The sequence below is a fragment of the Lysinibacillus sp. NPDC058147 genome, assembly GCF_042884205.1.
GTDB lineage: Bacteria > Bacillota > Bacilli > Bacillales_A > Planococcaceae > Lysinibacillus.
The window spans coordinates 434,603-459,195 of sequence record NZ_JBHVUJ010000001.1 but is presented as its reverse complement, the minus strand read 5'-3'; the positions used below and the strand labels follow the sequence as shown (position 1 = coordinate 459,195).

At 35.8% G+C, this 24,593-nt stretch carries 21 protein-coding genes, 1 pseudogene, 2 riboswitches and 1 other annotated feature; of the genes and pseudogenes, 7 read left to right on the top strand and 15 right to left on the bottom strand.

The features are described 5' to 3' along the window. Positions 1-14 precede the first annotated feature (14 nt). The 3 genes from ACFVT8_RS02205 to mltG all read right to left on the bottom strand — a co-directional run bounded on the left by ACFVT8_RS02205 (position 15) and on the right by mltG (position 3,150). Complete coding sequence (locus ACFVT8_RS02205; RefSeq protein WP_387082151.1) at positions 15-947, bottom strand: peptidase U32 family protein; 933 nt, start codon at positions 945-947, stop codon at positions 15-17. A gap of 5 nt (positions 948-952) precedes the next feature. Then, complete coding sequence (locus tag ACFVT8_RS02200; RefSeq protein ID WP_049667737.1) at positions 953-1,585, bottom strand: O-methyltransferase; 633 nt, start codon at positions 1,583-1,585, stop codon at positions 953-955. Between the two features lie 437 nt (positions 1,586-2,022). Continuing rightward, positions 2,023-3,150 carry an endolytic transglycosylase MltG gene (mltG, locus tag ACFVT8_RS02195; RefSeq protein ID WP_387082152.1) on the bottom strand — a complete coding sequence of 376 codons (1,128 nt, stop codon included), beginning with the start codon at positions 3,148-3,150 and terminating at the stop codon, positions 2,023-2,025. A 593-nt stretch (positions 3,151-3,743) separates the two neighbouring features. On the opposite strand from mltG, the pseudogene ACFVT8_RS02190 reads away from it, so the two are divergent. Further along, positions 3,744-4,031 (top strand): annotated as a pseudogene (locus ACFVT8_RS02190) (transposase); the annotation flags it as partial. Positions 4,032-4,363: 332 nt separating this feature from the next. On the opposite strand, the gene ACFVT8_RS02185 reads toward ACFVT8_RS02190, so the two are convergent. From ACFVT8_RS02185 to ACFVT8_RS02150, 8 genes are all read right to left on the bottom strand, one after another. Continuing rightward, positions 4,364-4,891: a DUF1292 domain-containing protein gene (locus ACFVT8_RS02185; RefSeq protein WP_387082153.1), complete on the bottom strand. Its 528-nt coding sequence runs from the start codon at positions 4,889-4,891 to the stop codon at positions 4,364-4,366. Between the two features lie 186 nt (positions 4,892-5,077). Further along, on the bottom strand, positions 5,078-5,386 hold the full coding sequence (locus tag ACFVT8_RS02180) for a DUF1292 domain-containing protein (RefSeq protein ID WP_132356923.1): 309 nt from the start codon (positions 5,384-5,386) through the stop codon (positions 5,078-5,080). Positions 5,387-5,403: 17 nt separating this feature from the next. Continuing rightward, positions 5,404-5,820, bottom strand: a complete 417-nt coding sequence (ruvX, locus tag ACFVT8_RS02175; RefSeq protein WP_142508949.1) for a Holliday junction resolvase RuvX — start codon at positions 5,818-5,820, stop codon at positions 5,404-5,406. Positions 5,821-5,822: 2 nt separating this feature from the next. After that, the gene (locus tag ACFVT8_RS02170) at positions 5,823-6,089 is read right to left on the bottom strand and encodes an IreB family regulatory phosphoprotein (RefSeq protein WP_004226839.1); all 267 of its coding nucleotides are present in this window, start codon (positions 6,087-6,089) and stop codon (positions 5,823-5,825) included. Positions 6,090-6,175: 86 nt separating this feature from the next. Continuing rightward, a complete protein-coding gene (alaS, locus tag ACFVT8_RS02165; protein ID WP_387082154.1) occupies positions 6,176-8,836 on the bottom strand; it encodes an alanine--tRNA ligase in 2,661 nt (886 codons plus the stop codon). 110 nt (positions 8,837-8,946) lie between these two features. Beyond that, positions 8,947-9,160 (bottom strand) — a binding site (T-box leader). Positions 9,161-9,269: 109 nt separating this feature from the next. Beyond that, positions 9,270-10,223: a magnesium transporter CorA family protein gene (locus ACFVT8_RS02160; RefSeq protein WP_387082155.1), complete on the bottom strand. Its 954-nt coding sequence runs from the start codon at positions 10,221-10,223 to the stop codon at positions 9,270-9,272. 42 nt (positions 10,224-10,265) lie between these two features. Next, complete coding sequence (locus ACFVT8_RS02155) at positions 10,266-11,216, bottom strand: magnesium transporter CorA family protein (protein WP_387082156.1); 951 nt, start codon at positions 11,214-11,216, stop codon at positions 10,266-10,268. Positions 11,217-11,237: 21 nt separating this feature from the next. Further along, the gene (locus tag ACFVT8_RS02150) at positions 11,238-12,167 is read right to left on the bottom strand and encodes a magnesium transporter CorA family protein (RefSeq protein WP_387082157.1); all 930 of its coding nucleotides are present in this window, start codon (positions 12,165-12,167) and stop codon (positions 11,238-11,240) included. Between the two features lie 229 nt (positions 12,168-12,396). Continuing rightward, positions 12,397-12,571: riboswitch (M-box (ykoK) riboswitch) on the bottom strand. Between the two features lie 643 nt (positions 12,572-13,214). Beyond that, a riboswitch (M-box (ykoK) riboswitch) is annotated at positions 13,215-13,388 on the top strand. Positions 13,389-13,754: 366 nt separating this feature from the next. Here ACFVT8_RS02150 and ACFVT8_RS02145 point away from each other — a divergent pair. Both ACFVT8_RS02145 and ACFVT8_RS02140 read left to right on the top strand, forming a co-directional pair. After that, a complete protein-coding gene (locus ACFVT8_RS02145) occupies positions 13,755-14,459 on the top strand; it encodes an MgtC/SapB family protein (protein WP_387082551.1) in 705 nt (234 codons plus the stop codon). An 18-nt stretch (positions 14,460-14,477) separates the two neighbouring features. Beyond that, positions 14,478-15,251 carry a magnesium transporter gene (locus tag ACFVT8_RS02140; protein ID WP_387082158.1) on the top strand — a complete coding sequence of 258 codons (774 nt, stop codon included), beginning with the start codon at positions 14,478-14,480 and terminating at the stop codon, positions 15,249-15,251. Between the two features lie 75 nt (positions 15,252-15,326). Here the strand turns inward: ACFVT8_RS02140 and hpaB are convergent, their stop codons facing one another. Next, complete coding sequence (gene hpaB / locus ACFVT8_RS02135; protein WP_387082159.1) at positions 15,327-16,763, bottom strand: 4-hydroxyphenylacetate 3-monooxygenase, oxygenase component; 1,437 nt, start codon at positions 16,761-16,763, stop codon at positions 15,327-15,329. A gap of 343 nt (positions 16,764-17,106) precedes the next feature. Between hpaB and ACFVT8_RS02130 the strand changes: the two genes are divergently transcribed. After that, positions 17,107-17,295: a hypothetical protein gene (locus ACFVT8_RS02130; RefSeq protein WP_387082160.1), complete on the top strand. Its 189-nt coding sequence runs from the start codon at positions 17,107-17,109 to the stop codon at positions 17,293-17,295. A 56-nt stretch (positions 17,296-17,351) separates the two neighbouring features. On the opposite strand, the gene ACFVT8_RS02125 is transcribed toward ACFVT8_RS02130, so the two are convergent. Together ACFVT8_RS02125 and recD2 are read right to left on the bottom strand one after the other, a co-directional pair. Further along, positions 17,352-19,088 carry a polysaccharide deacetylase family protein gene (locus ACFVT8_RS02125; RefSeq protein WP_387082161.1) on the bottom strand — a complete coding sequence of 579 codons (1,737 nt, stop codon included), beginning with the start codon at positions 19,086-19,088 and terminating at the stop codon, positions 17,352-17,354. A gap of 76 nt (positions 19,089-19,164) precedes the next feature. Further along, complete coding sequence (recD2, locus tag ACFVT8_RS02120; protein ID WP_387082162.1) at positions 19,165-21,597, bottom strand: SF1B family DNA helicase RecD2; 2,433 nt, start codon at positions 21,595-21,597, stop codon at positions 19,165-19,167. A 188-nt stretch (positions 21,598-21,785) separates the two neighbouring features. Here recD2 and hisA point away from each other — a divergent pair, with 188 nt between their 5' ends. Both hisA and ACFVT8_RS02110 read left to right on the top strand, forming a co-directional pair. Next, positions 21,786-22,553 carry a phosphoribosylformimino-5-aminoimidazole carboxamide ribotide isomerase gene (gene hisA, locus ACFVT8_RS02115; RefSeq protein ID WP_387082163.1) on the top strand — a complete coding sequence of 256 codons (768 nt, stop codon included), beginning with the start codon at positions 21,786-21,788 and terminating at the stop codon, positions 22,551-22,553. Continuing rightward, the gene (locus ACFVT8_RS02110; protein WP_387082164.1) at positions 22,550-22,843 is read left to right on the top strand and encodes a hypothetical protein; all 294 of its coding nucleotides are present in this window, start codon (positions 22,550-22,552) and stop codon (positions 22,841-22,843) included. Before hisA ends, ACFVT8_RS02110 begins: the two co-directional genes overlap by 4 nt. Before the next feature lie 192 nt (positions 22,844-23,035). Here the strand turns inward: ACFVT8_RS02110 and ACFVT8_RS02105 are convergent, their stop codons facing one another. After that, positions 23,036-23,554: a DUF3841 domain-containing protein gene (locus tag ACFVT8_RS02105; RefSeq protein WP_387082165.1), complete on the bottom strand. Its 519-nt coding sequence runs from the start codon at positions 23,552-23,554 to the stop codon at positions 23,036-23,038. A 225-nt stretch (positions 23,555-23,779) separates the two neighbouring features. Between ACFVT8_RS02105 and ACFVT8_RS02100 the strand changes: the two genes are divergently transcribed. Further along, on the top strand, positions 23,780-24,532 hold the full coding sequence (locus ACFVT8_RS02100) for a GTP pyrophosphokinase (RefSeq protein WP_387082166.1): 753 nt from the start codon (positions 23,780-23,782) through the stop codon (positions 24,530-24,532). Positions 24,533-24,593 lie beyond the last annotated feature (61 nt).

Below are 24,593 nucleotides of genomic sequence, written 5' to 3'. Positions count from 1 at the left end.
GTTCTTGCCACCTCCTAGTAAACTGTTTCCTTGAAGATAAAGCCAGTATCAAGAGGTCTGATGGTAGGCTGAATGTCTTCAATTTTAACTAATAAATCATCTTTAATATCTTCATAAGCATCTTCTGATTCGTCAAAATATGTGTCAATTGCTTGACGATAAGCTTCTGTTACTGTGACCACATATTCTGGCGTTTGAAGAACACCCTCAATTTTCAATGCATCAATGCCACCTTCGAATAATTCGCCAAGCTCATCAATAATGCACATATCGTTTGGACTGAAAATATGAGTACCGTTAGCGTCCTCATAAATTGGATATTTATTATTACGTTCATCATCGTGAAGGAACATATTGCGATTTTCCTTACGATTTTCAATTTCCATTACTTTATCTTGATATAAGAAATAATGGCCTAGTAATGGACGTTTTGATTGGAACATACATGTCATTCCATGTACTTGAACCTCAATCTCTACTTCTGTATTTTCTTTAATTTCTAGTACTTCATCTAGAGAAAGTTCACGTGAAAGCACTGCGCGAGTTGCGCCGCGTTTTCCCCAATAATTTGCAGTAAACCAGTTAGTTGCAGTAGTTTCCGGATTCCAGTGTAACGGTATTGTTACACCCTGATCACGACGGATGATTAATACTGCTGGATCACCATAAATTAATCGGTCGACACCAATACGTTGAATTTCTTTTAAATATTCGGCAAGTGCATCCAATTTCTCATTATGGAATAGCGCATTTACCGCAACATAAACCTTTTTACCCGCTGCATGAATTAGCTTTGTAGCTTCTTCCACTTCACTAACAGAAAATTCTCCTGCTAGGCGCAGACCAAATTGTTGTTCACCAATGACAAAAGCATCTGCTCCAGCCTGTAAAAGTGATTTAACATGGTCCACTGATTGCGGTGTAACAAGCAATTCAGGTTTTTTCATAATAGTCACCTCTTCAAACATAATAATAAACCATCACCGACTGGTAAAAATGCACTTGTGTAATCAGGGTGCTGCATAATCCATTCAGTAAAGTTTTTTAAATTGCGAATCATTGTCCGCTTGCGACGCGGTACATCTTTCAAATCCAAATCTGATAAGCCATGCATATACATATTATCGATATACAGAACTCCGCCAGATTTTACAAGTGGCGCATACTTTTCAAAAAAGCGTTGATATTGTCCCTTTGCAGCGTCGATAAAAACAGCATCAAAAGTCGTTTGAATTGCTTCATCATTCACCTCTAAGGCGTCACCTTCAATGACCGTAATACGATCTGATACTGTGGAACGTTCAATATAAGCTTTTGCTCTCGTAACACGCTCTATATCTCGCTCGATTGTAACGATCTGCACATTTGGTAAAGCCTCTGCCATCCTTATTGCAGAATAACCAATTGCTGTACCAATCTCTAAAATTTTCGACGGATTTTGGATACGAAGCAGTTGATTTAGTGCATCAATGCCTGAAAGTTGCATAATCGGTACATGATTCTCCTCCGCAAATGCTTCCATTTCTAAAAGCAATTCATTACGTGGTTGAATAAATGATTGTATATATGCATCTGATAATTCCATTTTTTAGTTCACCCTCATATCAATTATGCCTCGGCATAATTGCGTCCGGAATCAGCTTTGTGCTGGCACAAAGAACTCCATTTCGATTCCGTGACATCCGCCGGAGGCTTTAACTTCTTTTCAGCGGATGTTTACCCGCTAAAAGAAGTTAAAAGGCAACGAGTTCTCCTCGTTGTCTGTACTTCATCATTTAGCAACAAAAAGAAAAAGACCAAACGTGATGTCTTGGTACTTCGTCATACAAAAATGAGCAATTGTTTTTATAAGCTCAAAACAATTGCCACCACGTATATTATTCCGCATTAACGGACAGATTGAATTTTTTCCATGCGGATCGATTAAAAATCACAATTTATAATAGCATGAAAATAGAAGGAAAGCTATTTTTCTTTCCTTCTATCCACATTATTGCTATTTATTCTTGCTATTTAAAGTACTTACTCTGCTTTTTTTATATATTTATCTACTTTTTGTAAATGTTCATCGTACGTTTTTGAGAAGTGGTTAATACCTTTTTTATCCGCTAAGAAGTAGAGATAGTCCGTTTTACTTGGATTAAGCACTGCTTCAATTGAAGATTTTCCAGCACCCGCAATAGGACCTGGTGGTAAACCTTTATTTTTGTAGGTATTATAGGCATTATCTACTTTTAAATCTTCATATAGTACACGATCTTTATGGGAACCAAGTGCATATAAAACAGTTGGGTCTGTTTGTAGTGGCATCCCTTGATCGATACGGTTATAAAATACGCTTGCAATCGTTTCTCGATCTGTTTGGGCAGTAGCTTCTCTTTCTAGTAATGAAGCAAATGTTAATAATTGATGTACTGACATTTTCTTTTCAGTTAAAACATCGTTGTAATTTTTCACAATCTTGTCCATTGCTCCTATCATTTCATCTACAATCGATTCCAATGATGGTTTTTCTTCAAAATAAGAATAAGTTGCAGGGAATAAATAGCCCTCTAAATCATATCGGATATTATCAGCTAAAACCGCATCCGTTACAAGCTCAGGGTATTTAGCCTTCATTTGTTGTACAAACGCATCGCTTGTTACTAAGTCCATAAATTCTTTTTGGGTGTACGGCGTTTTCTTTTCTACAATATTACCGATTTGTTCAAGTGTTAAACCTTCAGGGATTGTCATTGTAAAGACTGGCTTACGGTAGACCTTCCCAGTTTTTAAACTTTCGATTAGCTCATCCAATGTCATTGCTTGAGTTAAGCCATAATTTCCTGCTTGGAACTGGGATTCATTTTTAAATTTAGCATAGTATTTAAAAACACGAGCATCTTTAATAATCCCTTTCTTCTCAAGTAGAGTTGAAATAGAGCTTAAAGTTGAGCCAATTGGTACTTCAACAGCTATTGTTTTAGTCGCATCTGGATCCACTGGTTTTAAGGCACTCTTCACATAATTATAGCCAAATAAACCACCTATCCCAACTATTAGAACAAAAGCAATTGCAACTATAGCAACGATTTTTCTCACAGTTTTTACCTCGGATTTTCTTTCTTGCATTTTTGAAAACATTTCTTGTTTTTTTGAACCGTTATTCACGGGTTTCCCCCCTATCACTTCATTATCATACTAGAAATCAACTTTCACGACAAACAGAAATAGATAATTCAGTAGAAATAGATCATATCAATTATGCCTCCGCATATTTTCGTTTGGAATCGGAAAAAAGTTGAGGAATAGCTTGCGACAAAAGAATGAATATAATAATTCAAAGTTGATATTACAGGTTTAGTCAACAAACTGACACAAATACAGTTTTATGGCTTTGACTAACGATTTATCAAATATCCAAAAGATAAGTAGAAACGCAACAATCGGAAATCCTGTATTACTAATTAAACAAAAAATTCATATTCTCCTATTGAATCTCCAGTTTTACTATAAAATCGTTGAATACCTCGCTTTTTTCATTTGGAACTGTGACTCTACTGTTGTTTTCCGAAGCATTCCGCTCGCTTTCCGCGGGCGAGCGCCGAGCCTCCTCCTACGCTTCGCTTCGTGCGGGGTCTCGTCTGTCTCGCTTTCCCGCAGGAGTCGAGCAATGCTTCTCCAAACAACGCAATGTATCATACTATTATTTTAGTCACGCTTTCCTTTATAATAAAAGAATTAATGTGCAGGTGGTGCCCTCGATGATTTCAAATCAAGAAACCCTTAATTTAAGTCCATATATGGCGATCTACGATATTGTTATGCCAAAAGATAATATACTTCGCCAAATCAATTGTTGATTTTTCATTCATTTTAGAAGAGTTAAAAACAAAATATTGTTTAGACAATGGACGTAATGCCATTCCTACAATTCGTATGTTTAAGTATTAAAAGCGATTTATGATGTATCAGACGTCGACCTTGTAGAGCGTTCAAAGTACGATATGTCATTCAAATATTTCTTGGATATGGCGCCAGAAGATCCAGTCGCCAAGACTTGTAAATGTACTTGCAAATCCAGCTTGTATAATTTCCTCTTCCCAAAAGTCAAGAAATGCCTTTTGCGCTTTATAAGCATTAGTAACAGTGCTACGATTGAAAGAAACAGTCGTATTCAGAACATGAATTATTAGCTGTATCCATTATTAATTTCCTCCATGTATATAATTAATTTTGTTTTGTTAGCCCCAACACTCTATAAAGGGGAATTTTGATTCGATTCAACAACCTCTTTTTTAAAAATTTTATTCATGTTCATACATTTTGACTTTATATAACAACTAAAAAACTCTGAGTAGCATTTTACCACTCAGAGTTCTAATTACAATTCATTTAATACATCTTCAACAAATGTCCATTCTTCATCTGTTTCAATCGGTAATAAATCATCAATTGTTCCGTCATTTCCCGATACATATTGTGCAGCAAAAATATCTCTTTCCTCTATTGGCTCGTCCGTTACCAAAACATATAGCACATAGGATTTGCCAAATTGTTCAGATGAAAATGTATGAATAACCTCACATACCTGATCTGCCCCATTTTCATCTGTTATTGTAAATAGTTGCGACTCCTCTTCAAACTCGTCTAGAAGTGTCAGGACTACCTCATTAATCATTTCCCACTCTGCTTCTGTTTCTACAGGCTGTAGATTTGTCATTTCGCCAGTATTATCATCATAATCAAATGTCATAGCAGAAATGTCTCCAGGAATTTCATTGCCCTCTTCGTCGATTAATGAAAACAATACATATGATTTTTCCTCTGCATCAAAGGTGAAAACAACACGACACTTTTGCTCCTTGCCATTTTCTCCAACTATGAAAAATTCTTGCGTTTCCTCGTTCATTCAATGTCCTCCTTTAACTATGGTCCAAATTTTCAAGCGATTCCTTTAATATTCAACATCTATTGTTGATATTGAAATTTCACTATAGATTCGAATTATAACTTCATAGCTTCATTCTGCCTAAAGTAAAAAAGGAACAAGGAGTGCTTTGTGCCATCCTTGTTCCACACTTATAAAGAACGATGATTACTCTTCGTCTTCATCCTCTAAAGCGTTTAATACGTCTTCTACCATATCCCACTCTGCTTCAGTTTCGATAGGTGTTAACTCACCATCTTCACCATTTTCAGATGGTACAAATGAAGACACGAAGATTTCTACAGAGCCATCCTCATCTTCTTCTGCGCCTACCATAGAGTAAAATACGTATGATTTGCCGAATTCAGCTGATTCATGTACGTGAATTACTTCACAAAGCTGTTCATTTCCGTTCTCGTCAATCACTGTAATGTGTTGTACATGTAATTCTTCTTCATGGTTATGCTCGTGTGCCATGTGTGTCACCTCATCAATTAATTTTTGCTATCCAAGTAGCCTTGTAAAATCATCACAGCAGCCATTTTATCAATGACTTGCTTACGCTTTTTGCGACTCACGTCAGCTTCGATTAGCATACGCTCAGCGGCCATCGTAGTTAAACGCTCATCCCAAAGCTTAACCGGTAGTGAAAATGTTTCTTCTAAAAGCTTTTTATAGTTTTCAGAAGCCTCGCCACGCGGTCCCACCGTATTATTCATGTTTTTCGGATATCCTACAACAAATTCTGTTATAGCATACTCCTTCACTAGCTCGGCTATACGGTCAATGCCGAACTCGCCGTTAGCTTCATCAATTTTTACGGTTTCAATACCTTGGGCCGTCCACCCTAAAGCATCACTAACAGCAACGCCAACAGTCTTTGACCCAACGTCTAATCCCATAATTCTCATTTCTAGTCCTCGTTGTTCTTTTTAATATAAAACTTAACAAGCTCTTCTAGAATTTCGTCACGCTCAAGCTTGCGAATTAAATTACGAGCATCCTGATGGCGAGGAATATACGCCGGATCACCAGAAAGTAAATAACCGACAATCTGATTGATAGGGTTATATCCCTTTTCCTCTAATGAAGAATGTACTTTCAACATTACCTGCTTGACTTCCTGTTCCATTGATTCTTCTGGAAAATTAAATTTCATAGTTTGATCAAATGAACTCATGACCAGCACCTCGCTTTCAGAAATAAGGAGATGTGCAAAAGCTCATCTCCAATTTCTCTTTATTATAACATGTTTTGGCGTATTAATTAAATGGATTTAACATAATCATACACAGAAAGTAGTGCTTCATCAAGTTTTGATGCATCTTTCGCACCTGCCATCGCCATATCTGGACGACCGCCACCTTTACCACCACATGCTTCTGCTACCATTTTTACGATATTTCCTGCGTGGTAATTACCACCAACTAAATCTTTTGTAACTCCAGCACATAGCATAACTTTTTCACCATCGATAGCACCTAGAACGATAACAGCTTTAGGCATTTTAGCTTTCAAGTCATCCATCATTTGACGCAGTTGATTATTGTCCTTCGCCTCAACTTTAGTGGATAGAACAGTTACATCCCCAAAAGTTTGCGCTGCGTCCACAATTGCGCCTGCTTGTGCATTCGCGATTTTTTGTGATAATGCCTCATTTTCGCGTTGTAAATCTTTGTAGTCAGCTTGTAATGCTTGGACTTTTGTCACAATATCTTTTGGATTTGCTTTTAATAATGCTGCTGCTTCGTTTAATAGAGCTTCTTCCTCTTTTACTGCTTCATAAGCAACTTTACCTGTCACAGCCTCGATACGACGTGTACCTGCACCGATACCACCTTCTGAAACAATTTTGAAGAATCCAATTTCAGAAGAACGTTTTACGTGAATACCACCGCAAAGCTCAATAGAGTAGTCACCAATCGAAACAACGCGAACGATATCGCCATATTTCTCACCGAATAGTGCCATTGCTCCCATAGCTTTCGCTTCATCGATGCCTTTTTCTTCAATAACGACCTCTATATCATCCCACACTTTTTCATTTACAATACGTTCAATTTGTTGTAATTCCTCTTTTGTCACTTGTCCGAAGTGAGAGAAGTCAAAACGTAAACGATCAGGACCTACATATGATCCGGCTTGGCTAACATGGTCACCTAGTACATCTTTTAGCGCACGTTGCATAATATGTGTTGCTGTATGGTTTTTAATAATTAAATTACGTTCTTCACGGTTAACTACTGCTTTTACAGCATCTTCAACATGCATTTCGCCCGATTCTACAAGTACAGTATGAAGCGGCTGACCATTTGGAGCTTTTTGCACATCTTTTACAATAGCAGTAAAGCTATCATTAGAAATAACACCGCTATCCGCAATTTGACCACCCATTTCAGCATAGAATGGTGTTTTAGCTAAAATAACTAATGCTTCTTGCCCTTCAGATGCTACCTTTGATACTTGGCCGTTGACAATGATCGCTGCAATTTCTGTATTTGTCGTTAATGTATCATAACCTACAAATTCACTCGCAACCGTCAAGTTTGCTAGCACTTCGTTTTGTACTTGCATAGAATCTACGTCTTGACGAGCTGCACGTGCGCGTTCACGTTGTTCTTCCATTGCTGCTTCAAAGCCTTCATGATCTACCTTCATGCCTACTTCTTCCGCATACTCTTCAGTTAATTCGATTGGGAAACCGTAAGTATCGTATAAACGGAATGCATCTGCACCTGGAATATAGTCATGGCCAGCTGCTTTTTGAGCTTCTACTACTTCGTTAAAGATAGCAAGACCACCGTCTAATGTTTCATGGAAGCGAATTTCTTCATTTTTAATAACACGTTGGATAAACTCGCATTTTTCCGTTACTTCTGGGTAGAAATCATTCATAATTTCACCAACAGTTGGTACTAATTCAAACATAAATGGCTTTTCAATGCCGATTTGTTTTGCATAGCGCACTGCACGACGTAGTAAACGACGTAATACATAACCACGACCTTCGTTTGAAGGAAGAGCACCATCACCAATGGCAAACGCTACTGTACGAATATGGTCCGCGATAACTTTAAATGGTGTATTGATATCTTCTTCTGAACCGAAGATTTCACTTAACGCTACTTCACCTGGACGTTTATATTTGCGATTTGCTAATTGCTCGATTTTTTCAATAATAGGCATGAATAAATCAGTATCAAAGTTCGTTGGAACATTTTGAACAACTGATACGATACGCTCTAGGCCCATACCAGTATCAATATTTTGTTTTGGAAGTGGCGTATATGTGCCATCAGGATTATGATTGAATTGAGAGAACACTAAGTTCCAAATTTCAAGATAGCGTTCATTTTCACCGCCTGGATACATTTCTGGATCATTTTCATCTGAACCGTATTCTTCCCCACGGTCATAAAAAATTTCTGAGTTAGGACCGGATGGACCTTCACCGATATCCCAGAAGTTCCCCTCAAGTCGGATTAAACGCTCTTCTGGAATACCAATTTCGTTATGCCAAACGTCATACGCTTCTTGGTCTTCGGGATGAATAGTAATAGATAAAAGCTCTGGATCAAAGCCCATCCATTTTTTATCCGTTAGGAATTCCCAAGCGAAATGAATAGCTTCTTTTTTGAAGTAATCTCCAATCGAGAAATTACCTAGCATTTCAAAAAACGTATGGTGTCGAGCCGTTTTACCTACGTTTTCAATATCATTTGTACGAATTGATTTTTGGGCATTTGTAATACGTGGATTGTCAGGAATGATACGACCATCGAAATATGGTTTAAGTGTTGCAACACCTGAGTTAATCCAAAGTAATGATGGGTCATTGATTGGCACAAGTGGTGCTGATGGCTCATGATGATGACCTTTTTCTTTAAAGAATTCTAAATACATGCGGCGAATTTCTACTGCTTTCATATGAAAAGTTCCTCCCAATATGTTTTGTAAAATACGAAATGAGTCCGCAAATCAATATTGCTTCGGCGTAAACTTTCGCGCAGATAGACATAAAAAAGCCCTCATCCCAAAAAAGGGACGAGGACTTGTGTTTGTCTCGCGGTACCACCCTAGTTGTAAGTAAAAATATACTTACCTCTTTAGCACTTGTAACGTAAGTGAACGGCAGTGGTTAACTGCACTCTGGAGTAGCTTTCGGCATTTGTTATTGTGAGGATTTTTTCAGCCTAGAAATCCCTTTCTTTTACACACACAAATACGTACTTTTTCCATCATCGTTTTTTACTATTTTCTAACGAGAATTATAAAAAAAATATTTCCTTCTGTCAATTCGCACTATAATTGCTAATCATAACTAAGCTCATTAAAAATAAGTATATTCTCTCCTACTATGCTACCGAGAGAAATAATTTTTTTTGTAAAAAACGAAAGTAGAAAATCCTGTTAACAAGACCATTATGACGATTACTACCCAAAATGCACTAGATGCATTTTGGAAAGGTAGAGGCACATTCATCCCATAAATGCTGGCAATTAACATAGGCACAGATAATATGATTGTAAATGAAGCAAGTAATTTAAGTACTTGACTAACATTGTTTTGTATTACGTTACCATATGCATCCATAATATTATTTAAATTTGTTTGGTTAATTTCCGTCACTTCATATGCTTGTTCTATTTCAATAAACACGTCATCTAAAATACTTGCATCATCTTCATCTAATTTTAGGTTGTTACCCTGTAATATTTTTTGCATAGTAAATTTCATCTGTTTCAGTGATGTTACCATATATATAAGACTTTCATTCAAGTATAGTAGTGTGTATAACTCACTATTACGATATGACTTGGCAAGTTCTTTTTCTGCTAATGAGATTTCCCTTTCAATTGTAGCTAAAAAACGAATATATGCTCGAGCTGTTATACTTAATATATTTAAAGTGTTGCGCGTTTTCATATGTGTCTCACAGAGAGTTAATTTGCCATTAAACAAATCCTTCATAAAAGGTAACTCTTCCCTACAAATCGTTATCATATGATTTTTTGTGTGTATGATACCCATTGGAATCGTCCGATACTTCACGTCTTGATCAGAACTTTCGACATCTAATTGATCGTATGGGACATGAATAACCATCAAGACCGCTCCGTTACGCTCTTCAATTCGTGGGCGTTCTTCTATATCAAGTGAATCAGTTAAAAAATCGGTTGGAATAGCAAGAGCGGTCACTACACGTTCAATTTCACTGGATGTTGGTGCTTCAAGATGAAGCCAACTGTTATACCCAATATTAGATGTCTTCTCAAGTTTACCCTCGGAATTACTTTTGTATATTAAAAGCATTTTGCTAAACATCCTTTCTATCTACGGTGTTATATGAAAATATTAAAAACGTAAAAATTTCGTTTTGTAAAATACGTAGACAAGACCTCCACTGATTCCAAGCATAAGTCCAATAACAACTAAGAACATAATCGGTTGATCTTCATAGGGCAATGGAACGTTCATCGAGAAAATACTTCCTATTATAGTCGGAATCATTAGGACAAGCGTAAGTGTAGTCAGTATTTTCAAAACACTATTTAGATTGTTATGAGTGATTGCTGCATACGCATCCATAAGACCACTTAAACTAAGACTTCGTATTTCCGTTACTTCCGCTGCTTGTTCAAGATCTACTAGCGCATTATGCAACATTTGTTGATCTTCTTCATATAGCTTTATATCTTGCCCTTTGGAAAGGTGTAAAAAAACATTGCGCATAGCTCGTAAAGATGTCGAAAAATATACCAAACTTTTATTAATATGAATTAGACCAAAAAGCTCTCGGTTGTTATGTGATTCTTTTAATTCTTGCTGCAATCGTCCAACCTGCGTTTTTATGCGCTTGAGAATATCAAGATACGATTGAGCTATCGCTTCAAATAGCAGCAATGTTATTCGAGTCTTCATATGCGTTTGAAAAGTTCCATACTTTCCTGAAAATACGTCTCTACATAATGGATTGTCTTGTTTTGTGACAATCACTAAATGATCTTTTACATGGATGATGCCGATTGGGATCGTACGATAAGGAATCTCTTCGTACAAACGTTCCTCATTCATGACAACAGGAGAATTAAGAATGATAACCATTGACGAATCTTCTTTTTCAATCCGAGGTCGCTCATTGTTGTCTAAGGAATCACGAATGAAATCTTCCGGAATATTAAGTTTATTTGAAATTTGAGAAATTTCAGCATCTGTCGGATTCACAAGATAGAGTAACGTGTTATGAACAATGTCAGATACTTGTTGTAATTGGCCTATTGAGTTACTTTGATAAATTGTAAGCATCTTTTCTCCTCGCTTTCTCTGCTAAAATAGCCGTTTTTTGTAAAAAATCCAACCTGTCAACAAGCTAATGACTGTAGAAATTGACATTAGTACTGCTAATGCATATGCACCATCTTGCTTTGGTAACGGGAAATTCATCCCATAAATTGTTGCGACCATCGTCGGAAACGTCAAGATAATCGTAAATGCAGTTAAAATTTTCACTACGACACTAAGGTTAATTTCAATCGCAGCGGAATATGCATCCATCATATTGCTTAAATTTTCGTTGTAAATTTTTGATGTATCAAGAGCTTGTTGCATCTCATTAAAAGCGTCTTGCATCCGTTTTTCATCTTCTTCATTCAGTTCAAGTAATCTTGACAATTTCCTCATCATCACAAGATTTACTGTTAATGCCTTTATGAAATAAACAAGGCTCTTATTGATATTGAGTAAAGTAAACACTTCACTGTTCTTAATTGATTTTTGTATTAATTTTTCAGATACAATAACTTTTTGATTAATATCATCAAGGCATCGTAAACAATAACGGGCCGAAACAAGCAACAATTGTAAAATAAAAGATACGTTTATATGATTATTAAAATTCTTCTCGAGAATTTTGCTAATTTCCTGTAAAATCGGATGATTAACACGACAAATTATTACAATTACTTCACTTGTTTGAATAATACCAATTGGAATTGTCCTATATGGTATTGTTTCACCATTCGGCATTTTTAACGGTACATTGACAATCAGTAATAAATCATTTCCGCTTTTTTCTATTCGTGATCGTTCATCAATATCAAGGGAGTCACTAATAAAGTCAGTTGGTACTCCAAGGTGATTAGCAACATACTGTATATCCTCTTCTGACGGTTCAACGAGATATACGCAGCTATCCTGAACGATCTTAGGCTGTTCTTCCAGTAGTCCTTTTTTGCTTTTTTTGTAGATTTTAAGCATTGAATCGTCCTCCTAATCTGCTGAATTAAAACAGATTTAAGTTTTTTACTCCTACTATCTCCATCGGCCGGACTCGGACTCTCCATTTTGACCCCCTCCTTTCTCTAAAAACGAACAATCATACTCCACTAAAGTGTATTAAAGTTCCTTTTTTGAAAATAAAAAAACCTCCAGGAGTCCTGGAGATTTAAAAAAGTGCATAAAAAAATAAATAAGACAAAAAACACTTTCGTTTCCCCCTAACTCGAGTTTTAGCACTATACACCGTAAAGAAATAAATTCATCTCTTAGCCACCTTATGAAAAGCCTTAATTCGGCAATTCCTGTTCTACCCATGGGTATCTTTCGATATTTCTGGGCAGTGGCCTATGTTTGTATAGGAGCCTCACCTAACGAGGTTTTATTTAATTTCCTCGCAATCGTAAGCCGTATTTTTTAATTTGTCAAGAGTAAAAAAATGTTTTTCAGGTTTTTTTATTGCGAATTTCCATAAAAAAACCGAGTAGTCTTCCCCAATTTTTTTGCTGTTGTTTACGAAGAAATTTTTCTCCATTAAACTTTTCTCTGTTCTTTTAAGCTATTTATTTCAAGTGGAAAATTGATAAGAAACATTAATAAATATTCCAGTAGACTTTGCTCCACAACGAAAACAGAGCGACAGAAGCACTTGCTGCTCTCCAATCTCTATGTACTTTCATAAGCACTTTTTTAATCAAGAATATATTTTTTGTTTAGCAGTTTTTCACAAAAAACATACAAAGACTTAACAACTGTTACAGAAGCTAATTCATTACTTTTTAATTTGATAAACCACTTCCCAAAAATCGGATTTGAAGTCCTTTGTTGTAAAAATTTATTGTAACGGGGATTAGGAGGAATTCTAAAGCATTCCTTCCAGTCATCATCCTCCCAGACGTTACGAAAATCCCCTACTTTATGATGATGCGTCGAAAATACACTATTTCCACTGATACCATTTTAAGATTTTTATTTTTGGAACAGTTGTTGACAACCAAAATTATTCGGAGTACAATACACCTGAAAACAATATGTCCTCGTTAGGTGAGGCTCCTATGTAAACATAGGCCACTGCCCAGCAATATCGAAAGATACCCATGGGTAGAACAGGAATTGCCGAATTAAGGCTTTTCATAAGGTGGCTAAGAAATGAATTTATTTCTTTACGGTGCATAGTGCTAAAACTCGATTAAGGGGAATCGAACGTACTTTTTATTTTTTCGTGCGCTTTTCATCCCCCTCTAAATCGTTAGAGGGGTTTTTATTTTATTTGACTATAAAAGGGGGAACATGTGATGGATAGTTATTCGATATGGCATTTCATATTTTTAAAAAATTCGAATATGGTAAAAGGCAGCGTTTTTGCGTTCTGTCCGCGTATGTCCCTTTCTTCAAATCTTCAATTATGAATTTTTTCGCAAATTGGAGTTTATTAAGATAGGTTTATTTGTTGTGTACGTTGAACAAGATACATTCTAAGCAAGAAGCTCCCTTTTTTACGGGAGCTTTTTTATATTTTTTATTTTAGTGCATTCTATAAAAAGAACTGAAGAGGTGATTACGATGATAATGACAGTGGAAATGATAATCAAGTTAAGCCTAGCTTTACTATTCGGATTATTGATTGGGATTGATAGACAAATTAAACAAAAACAACTTGGCATAAGACCTAGTATGGTCATCTGTATTGCCAGCTGTTTATTAACAATTGTATCCATAGAAGCATTCGGAAAATTTGGAGGTGCCAATCACCCGAATATGGATCCGATGCGACTTGCTGCGCAGATTGTAAGTGGAGTTGGTTTCATTGGTGCTGGTGTTATTTTACGAAGAAGTAACGAGGTGATTTCTGGTCTTACTTCTGCTGCACTAATCTGGTCAGCATCTGCCCTTGGAATTTCTATCGGGGCGGGGTTTTATCTAGAAGCAACATGCGCTGTCATTCTTTTGATAGCGGCAGTCAATATCGTGCCCTTTTTCATTAAAACATTAGGTCTATCAACACTTAACCGCCAAGAAATTTCATTAAAGATTATCGTGGAATCGAATTATCGTATGACAGAATTAATTAAAATGATTAAGCATAAAGGGCAAGATGGATCTTCAAAAAAATATGAGTATAAAATTCGACATTTCAAGCTCAAAGATATTGATAACGATCACCAATTAATTGACTTAATTCTTTCGGTACCAGAAGACCAATATACGACGGAGATTTATTATTATGTCAAAAAGATTGATCATGTCTTGAGTGTTGAAATTGAGAATTTGTAATTGAAAGGAGCGTCAATAGTGATTAGACTACATCAATATAAATATAAAGAAGAGTACACATACTACATGCTGCAATCTTTAAAGTCTGGAAAAAAAGATTCTTTTCGAAAGGATTTTCTAGATCTACACCCTATGGATCAAGCAACATTTTTTATAGAACTTAATGAAGAAAGACGCTGCACAATTTATTCTTTTTTAACTCCTTGTGAATTTGGAGAAATTTTTAGCGAGCTAGAACCAGCCATGCAGAAAAAATGTATTATAGAGCTTGACCGTCCATTTGCAGTGGAGATGTTAAATGACTTACCTCCAGATGACGCCACAGATTTTTTTGGACTACTATCATATAAAGAAGCCGATTATTATTTAGAGCGAATGGAAAAAGATGAAGCAGCTGATATTAAGCAATTACTTCAATACAAAAAAGGATCAGTGGGAGCCTTGATGACAACAGACGTAGTAATAGTTGCAAAAGATGACTTAGTAATTGATGTGTTTGAACGCCTAAAGCATAGTGAAGTAGATGCAGAAACTTTTTATTATTTATACGTTACTGATACCAATAAACAATTGCTTGGAGTCGTGTCATTACGAGAACTAATAATTTCCCCATCAGAGTGTCGAATTGGTGAAATTATGAACTCTGGAATCATTTCAGTGTCTGCCCATACAAATCAGTCCGAGGTAACCCAAATCATTCGTAAATATGGTCTTTTAGCAGTCCCTGTCGTAACAGAGAACTATGAACTCCTTGGAATCGTTACTTTTGATGATGTGCTGACTTATCTATAAAGATAGTAATATTTTTTTATAATCAATGAGAAGTAACAGTTTAAATTAATCGTTTAAACTGTTACTTCCTTAAAACTAATTATTATTTTTTAAAAAGTTTTCTACCCGATTAACTAATTCTCCCCTATTATAAGAATTATAAAGTGCGCTGGCTAAACGAACTGGGTCTCCAAAGAAAAAGCGCTCATACAGTGTTTGTCTTGTGCCAAAGCTGCTCATCGTTAAATCCCAAGCAAGGCGGTATTTTTTGACGCGCTCCTTTCCACCATCCTGAAAAGACTGTAAATAATGCTCAAGGTCGCCGTCATCCGCAGTAAATGCTTTTTCACTTGGAATAGACATTAATCCGCTTGCGCCAAGTAACTGGATAATTTCTGTAAAGGTCGGATATACTTTAGGGAACATCTGAATAGCTACTTGTACTGTTGGAAGATCAGGTCTTATAAAACCAAATTCATCTCTTTTTGCTTCTATTTCAGACTTTAACAGTAAGGCCTTCATCGTTTCTAATGTCACGATGATATCAACAACCTTTTGATGCACATGTTGATATTCACCGATATTTATCGTATTTATAATTGACTGTACAACACCTAAGACAAATTCTGTTTTAGCAATTTGACGTGTAAGAACTTGATGTAAACCATATGTTTGAAAACCACTTACGTTCAAAAAGTTATTGGCAACTTCCACATTCTCATAATAAAAGACGCGTTCCCACGGTACTAAAACATTATCAAAAACAACTATTGCATCCATTTCCTCGTAACGACTACTTAATGGATAATCAAAAACCGATTCCCCGCCGACAAATGATTGTCTACATAAAAACTTTAAACCTTTTGTATTACTTGGTATTGAGAAAGCAAAGCCTTTACCTTCATCAAAACCATTTGTTGATATAACAAGGAGTTCATCTGTAATTCCTCCCTGTGTCGCTAGTAATCTCGCACCTTTTATTACTAACCCCTCACTCGTTTTATCTACAATTTTAGCAGCAATTGTAACATCCTCATCTTCATAATAAAATTTTTGACGGTTTACTTGTGGCTCGATAAATGTATGTGTCATAGTCAAATCGTTCTCACGAGCATACTCATAAAATTTTAACAAATGCTGAGGGAAACAATTCGGCTTATCTTTCAAATATTCCGCTATGGATGCCATAGCCATTAATGTCGTATTCATATAATCCGGACTTCTCCCCATAAGGCCATGATTGGATAATGCCCACTCACGTATTGCATTTCGTCTTTTCACGAGATCCTCGACTGACAGCGCTTGAAGAAAAGACATACCTACACGGTTATTACTTGTTGGTGAAACATATGTCATCTTCTCAAGTAACGCCTCTTCATTTTGTAAATCAAAAAGTCTTGCCTGACTCTGCATTATTCCCTTAAATGCTGGATGCTCCGACACCTTCCCTGTGACAACTTTCCCATCAATCGAAATATATGTTTTTAAAGCGTCAATGCGGTCAATATATTGCTGTCCTGTAATTACTGGCATGCAGTCACCCCTAAACGTTACAAATGTTTTATACTTTTTCAGTATATGAAATTTCCTAATATTAGGTTCCACTTCATCCAACTGTATTACAACAAAACCTCGAATTATCCATACTGTACTACTTTATAAACACAGTTAGAAATCCATCTTCATTGCACGATTTTTCAGTCACTTTAGATAAAAACGGTTTCAATTAGCACTTTTTTAACGAGTTCAATTTTGTGACACATTCATAAAAAAGCCCTCCTCGACTAGTACAGAATTGCTAGATTTTTTATATATGCAGGTGTAAGATAGCTTCGTAAACAAAACAAAAACAACTTTTTAATAAAGGGGAATATATATGAATAAACGAATCATCTCGTACGTGGCGGAAATGGAAGCTGCTTTAATGAATAAAATGGAGGATCATAATGAAGAGAATCTTTTATTTTCTATTGCTTCAGATATGATTGCCAAAGAAAAAGATCAATTTAAAAATGTTTGCCAAGCATATGAAGTAGTTAAACATCACTTAGTTGGTATCCACTAATTAAATAAAACATACAACAAAACCCGATCAATTCGAAATTGATCGGGTTTTGTATATTACTGAGCATATGGTAGGACCATTTTTTGGAATTGCATAAATGTTGTTTGTTGATTACTGGACAAGCGTTTAATTTGATATACATCATCGTACGGATTGTTATAGCCAAGCTTCGTTGAAAATGCCATTGTGAATCCAGCTTCCTTTACCGCATTAATGATGTTGGTATTATATTGCCCAAACGGATAAGCAAAAGCTTTAGCCTTTGGAATAATTGCTGTACTACGTTGTAAATCCTGAACAACCTCATGATATGGGATTAGGAGCATTTTTCCTTTATTCCCTACTAAGTCGTGTAAATTGTAAGTGTGTGATCCATACGCAAAAACATCTTGCATATTTGTCATGTCCTGACGTGAAATCGCCTGTAAATCATTATAATTAAAAATTTGACCATCATTCGAATTTTCATTACGGTACGTAATTAAAAATTGTGTAGCTTTAAAGCCATTGTTTTTAAGTACTGGATATGCATATTCACGCGTCGACAATAGGCCATCATCAAAAGTTAAAACAATTGAGTAGGCGGGCAGTGTAATTTCATTGCGCATGAAACGTAATAATTCATCTGCAGAAATGGTTTCGTAGTTTTCACTTTTTAAATACTGCATTTCTTTTGCAAATTGAACATCTGTCATCGTAGTACTTACATTTTTGAAACGTCCAAGCTCATGCTCTTTTAGAAAATGATGATACATCATTACGGGAACGCCACGGTCAATAGCTACTTTAGATCTATGGATATATCCTTCACGACCGCCAAGTACTGTTACGTACCAATCCCCTTCTTTCCGCAATATCGGATAACGGCGATTTGTATCTAGTTTAGCAAATGGCTGTAACGCTTTTGTCGTTTTGTCATAAATTTCACTGTTTGCAGAAATAGGGATGAAATACTCATTTTTCATGGTATTGTCCTTACCAACATTTTTATAGGAAGGAGTATTTAAAAATTTCACCTTTGATTTTTCTGCATAAACATATGATTTTCCCCAACGAACTTGAACATATGTTGGATCCATTGATTCTACAACCTCTAGCTGTTGCCCTTTCATTAACGTAGCAATAGCCATTTCTTTTTCACGGCGGAAATCATAAAGAATTACATTTTCTAATGCCTCTATATAACCATTTTGCTTAATAGGAGGAGTTGTAGTTGGTTTTTCAACAGGCTTTGTAGTATTCGTATTTGTTGTATTTTGACCTTTTTCTTCCACAACAAGATTACTATGTACATACCCTAAGCGTCCGTTCACAGCAATTCCATACCAACTACCCATTCTGCTATATATTGGGAAGCGAACTCCCTCTGACAATGTGGCAAATTGAACAAGTTTATTGCCAGTATTATCGTAAATCGGTGCAACGCTTTTTGGGACAATATAGTCCTTTATTTTAGCAACAGCTGGAACTGTATTTTTATAGTTTTTTGCTGAAACAACTTTTGTATAACGTTTTTCAACATAACCATAATAACCACCCCAACGAATTTGCCACCAATTGGCTCCATAATCTTTTGTTACTTCAAAAGTTTGCCCTGCTGATAATGTTCCCACCTGAACTAGTGAGCCAGAACGATTATCAAAGACAGTTGCTTCCTCATTCACTTGGATGACGGTATTAGTTGCATATGCTTTTTCTGCAAAAGGTAAGACCATCATGAACAGAAGCAATACTAGCATGCGTTTCACTATATTCACCTCAAAAAAATTTTTATTATCTTTTACTTCAATCATTAGACGATTTTCCAACCAAAAAAAGTTTATTGGTTGAAATAATTTCTTAAATCATATTTAAATTTATGAAATTAACTCACTCATCTAAATAATCATACGGTGAGACCCCATCCATTCCAATCAATGGATGGATATATGGTTCTGTTTCTACCGTTAACTTGAAATCAATGGACTGTTTTTCATTTTGTAAATCTTCGTTTGATGGAACAGTTTCTGCTTCTACAACTTCCTCTGCAACATTCATTGGATTGAGCCTTGCACGTAGAGAGGTAAAGCGCTGTAAATCATCCGTTCGCTGTAAACCATCTGCTAACACATCAGGTTCCCCACATAAAATCAAGAAATTTTTTGCACGCGTAATACCTGTATATAACAAATTACGACGCAGCATTTTAGAATAGCCTCGTACTACAGGCATTATAACTGTTTGGAATTCAGAGCCTTGCGATTTATGAATTGAACAACAGTAAGCAAGTGTCAATTGATTGAGGTCACTACGTTGATAAGTTACTTCGATACCGTCGAATGACACAACAAGTAAATCTTGTTTCTCAATTGTTTCCTTTGCCTTAATAATACTGATTACCTCACCCATATCACCGTTAAAAACATTGCTCTCTGGTTGATTAACAAGCTGTAAGACTTTATCCTTTATGCGATATGTGACATCACCAAAGACGAGCTCTTTTCTAGTGCCAGTATCGTTTGGATTAATAAGTTCCTGAATCATTTTATTTAAATTGTCTATTCCAGCTGGACCTTTGTACATTGGTGCTAACACTTGGATATTACGGATTTCTTGACCTTTCGTAACCGCACTTTTTACAACCTGTGTAACAACGCTTGCTACCTGATCTGAGGAGGCTTTAATAAATGAACGGTCAGACGTCTTTAATGTTAGATCATTTGTGATATTACCACGTTTAATTTGATGAGCAAGTTCAATAATTGTTGAACCCTCTGCTTGTCGATAAACATCTGTTAATTCGACAGTAGGTATTTGCCCAGAAGCCAATAAATCCTTTAATACCTGTCCTGGTCCTACTGGCGGAAGCTGGTCTTGATCGCCAACAAATACAACTTGCACATCCTCATGCAAAGATTTTAATAATTGATGTGCGAGCCAAGTATCGACCATCGACATTTCGTCTACAATAATGAGTTTTCCTGTAACCTCACGTTCAGTTTCTTCCTCTTTCTCCTGACCAGTAAAACCTAGCAATCGATGAATTGTCATTGCTGGAAGTTCTGTTGATTCCGATAAACGCTTGGCAGCACGTCCTGTTGGAGCACATAAAATAATCGGGAAAGGTTCTTCCTTTTGTGCGTATTCCTTCGGGTTTAATGATAGTCCGTGTAGCTTTGCATACACCTCTACTACACCCCGAACAACAGTTGTTTTACCTGTACCGGGGCCACCAGTTAAAATCATCACAGCTGAGTTTAGAGCTTGTTCAACAGCATTCGCTTGTGTTTCAGCATATGTGACATTAAGCATCTCCTCTGTTTCACCAATCGCTTTGCGTATCTCAGCCTTACTAAAATGTTCAGCCTTATTGTTACGTTCGATTAAAGCTAATATTTTTGAGGCAATTCCCACTTCTGAAAAATATAGTGATGGTAAATATAATCTCGTTTCTTCCCCACAAATTTTACTTTCCTCTCGCAATTCGATGCAAGCTTTAGAAATGGTCTCAAAAGGAATTTCCTCTCGTTGGCTTTGCTCAAGCATATCTTTTACTAATGGTAAAACATGTTCTGCATCTAAATACACATGCCCATCCGATAAAGCTGCTGTATTTAGAGTATGTAAAATCGCCGCCTTAATACGGTCCGGATGATTGCCAGTAATCCCTAATTTCGAACCTAGCTCGTCGGCACGAAAGAAACCTACACCCTCCACATCTTCAATAAGGCGGTATGGATTTTCAGTTAATAATTCAACGGCCTCTGTTCGGTATGTTTGGTAAATCTTCATACCGAGCTGTGGTCCGAAACCCCATTCATTCAGTTGAATCATCACTCGTTCTAAGCCTAGATTTTGTTCAATCGTACGATGGATAACCTCTTTTTTTTCAGCAGATAGTCGAGGTACAGCATCGAGCGCATTTGGGTCCTCTAAAATAAGACGTAACGCATTTGCCCCTAGTTTCTCTACGATTGTTTCAGCAGTTTTTTTTCCGATTCCAACAAACAAGTCACTCGATAAGTAATGAATAATTCCTTGCTCTGTTGCTGGCACTTCCTTTGTAAACGTCTCAATTTGAAATTGTACACCATATTTTGGATGTTGTCTCAATAATCCTGTAAAACGATATTGTTCATCCATCTGTAACGGTGGAAAATATCCAACAACTATTATTTCCTTATCCTCATACTGTAAGTTGGTCTCTTGAATTTTCACACGAACTATCGAATACATATTTTGCGCATTATGGAAAATAGAGACGATTGGACGTCCGAGTATAAAAAATTTATTTTGTTCAAATAAATCAAGATTCTCTGCCATTTCGGTTCGTCCTTTCGTGTTCATTTCAATCATTATATTTTACCACACCATAATGTGAAAAATCGTTTAAAAAGAGAATTCACTAAATTCTTTTAAAATTGCATTGATAAATAACATTTCACGGTTATAATCAACCTTTACATGCTATGATATATATGAATTTGTTGCACGGAAGGATTGTGAAACTATTGGAATTTAGACCTTGCATCGATTTACACGATGGCAAAGTAAAACAAATTGTTGGCAGTACACTAGGTCATAAAGATCAAGAAGTTATAGAGAACTTTGTTTCAAATCATGACTCTAGTTATTATGCAAAAATGTTTGCCACGGATCAATTAACAGGTGGTCACGTCATTATGCTAGGTGATGGTAATGAAGAAGCCGCATTAGCAGCACTAGCAGCTTATCCGCAAGGGTTGCAGGTTGGGGGTGGCATCACTACGGGAAATGCAAAAAAGTATATTGATGCTGGAGCTTCCCATGTTATTGTAACATCATTTATTTTCAATGATGGCAAACTCCATTTAGATCGACTAAAGCAATTAGTACAGATTATCGGTAAACAGCATCTTGTCATCGATTTAAGCTGTCGTATGCGCGATGGAAAATGGTTTGTTGTTACTGATAAATGGACAAAGTTTAGTGATTTTGAAGTAAACGCTGAGTCTATTGCATTTATCGAAAATTTCTGTGATGAACTACTTATTCATGCTGTTGATGTGGAAGGAAAAAAGGGCGGTATGCAGGAAAGCTTAGTGCAAGATTTAGCCACTTGGACAACTATTCCAGCAACATATGCTGGTGGGGTTCGATCTTTAGACGACTTAAAGAAATTTAATAATATCTCAAATGGTAAACTTCATGTGACAATCGGTAGCGCTCTTTCAATTTTTGGTGGAGATTTATCTTATTCAGATGTGGTCCATTATTGCAAAAAAGGCGGGGTATTATGAAGTTAATATATAAGGAATATGTTTTCCCATTTCAAGAAACAAATTTAGAACGTATTATAGACGATAAATATTTCAAGATAAATACGAAGGATCATTCTCTTTCGTTACATATACAGCTAGATGATGAACAAATGCTACTTGAGTTTTCAAAATCTTTAAAGGCAACATGCGGCTTCTTACGTGAGCAAGAAACAGAGCCTTATATTGGCATTTATATCGATTTACAAATATTCGTTGATGAATTTAATAAACGATACAACTTAAATGCTGAGATTACCGTTGATAACTAAGGGGACTAAACACCCCTTTTTTTTAATTTTAGGCTATTTTCTCTAAGATCGTTGCTATTAAAACAAAAAGCCAATTTAATTTAATATTCCGTGAATCAAAATATAACAAAGCCCGCGTTAGTTTAAGTAAAATCCTTCTCAATCTCCCTTAAAAATAATTGAGGTAACTTCCTATCAGACACACCCAACTAGTTATTTAGCTGTAAAATGCTCAAACTTCAATATCTGTTCTTTGTGAATGACTGCTGTAACACCTTGAACAATTTGGCTATTCCCGTTCCACATCTCTGATCTTAGTATTTTTTGTAAGTCAAAAATTCTTTCCCAACTTTGTTCCTTTGTGATATTTAATTTACCTTGTTCAAATAACTCATCTTCTTCATCTGTTATTGGACAAAACCAGTCATTTAATACACAATGCCAAGCATCAAAATCAGATAAAAGAACTTTATTATCGGGTACTTCAACTGTCAAACATACAGCATCTGTTCTTTTACTAAAGTGTCCTTCATCATTCAAATTTGGTTTTTTTGTCCAAAGCCAAATTGGAAATGAACCGTCATTGTTAATCTTTCTATCCATTTGTTTAATCATCCATTTATATGAAGGTAGGAAATCTTCCCATACAAAAACTTCCTTCCCTGTCAGAACCCCTTGTTCATTTATTTGATTAAATGCTTCAATTGTTTGATTGGTAAAGTAAACACCCATATATCAATCTCCTTGCTTTATATATTTTGAATTTTATATCAAAAAAAACAAACTTCACGAAAACAGCCTAATTTGACAATGTAAAATAATTAAACAAGAATACAATACATAGATTCAGAGCACTTATTTCTATTTAATCGCTATTTTTGTTAAGCTAATATTGAATATTACATATTTAGTTACTTAGTTGTGAACTGACAACTAAAAGAAAGGATTTTATGAAGTATGAAAAATGAACTTGAAGCAACCACTATAAAAACTCTACAAACAGATTTAACACGCTTCTTTTTAAACTATAAATTTGCTTTGCAGGAAATTGAAACGAAAATAAATATTTTACAGGAAGAGTTTAAGTTAATCCATGAATATAACCCGATTGAGCATCTATCAACTCGAGTGAAGTCACCAAAAAGTATATTATTGAAGGTCAAAAAAAAGAATATTGAGCCATCCATTGAAGCAATTCGTGAAAACATTCGTGATATTGCAGGTGTCCGAATTACATGTTCCTTTGTGGAAGATATATATAAAGTGAGTGCGATGATACAGGCACAAAATGATATTGAAGTTGTGGATGTAAAGGATTATATTGCATATCCAAAAGGAAATGGCTATCAAAGCTTGCATCTTATTATAAAAATCCCAATTTTTATGTCTGATCGTATGGAGAAGGTCTTTGTCGAAATTCAAATTCGTACAATTGCAATGGACTTCTGGGCCAGCCTTGAACATAAAATCTATTACAAATACAACAAGGAAGTACCTGAACATATCCGTTTTGAATTGAAGGAAGCTGCCATTCAAGTAGCTGAACTGGATCGAAAAATGGAACGATTGAATGAAGAAATCAATATTTTAAAAGCGAACGAAGCAGAATCATCATTTTTAGATGCTACTCCGATTGCTCATTTAGCACAATATTTATATCAACTACCATTTGATTATCCTTCAGAGGATGATGAAGATTATAATAAATAAGGATGCTGAACTAGTTTCGGCATCCATTCAACTAATTGAAAAACTAATAAATTAAGCTCCC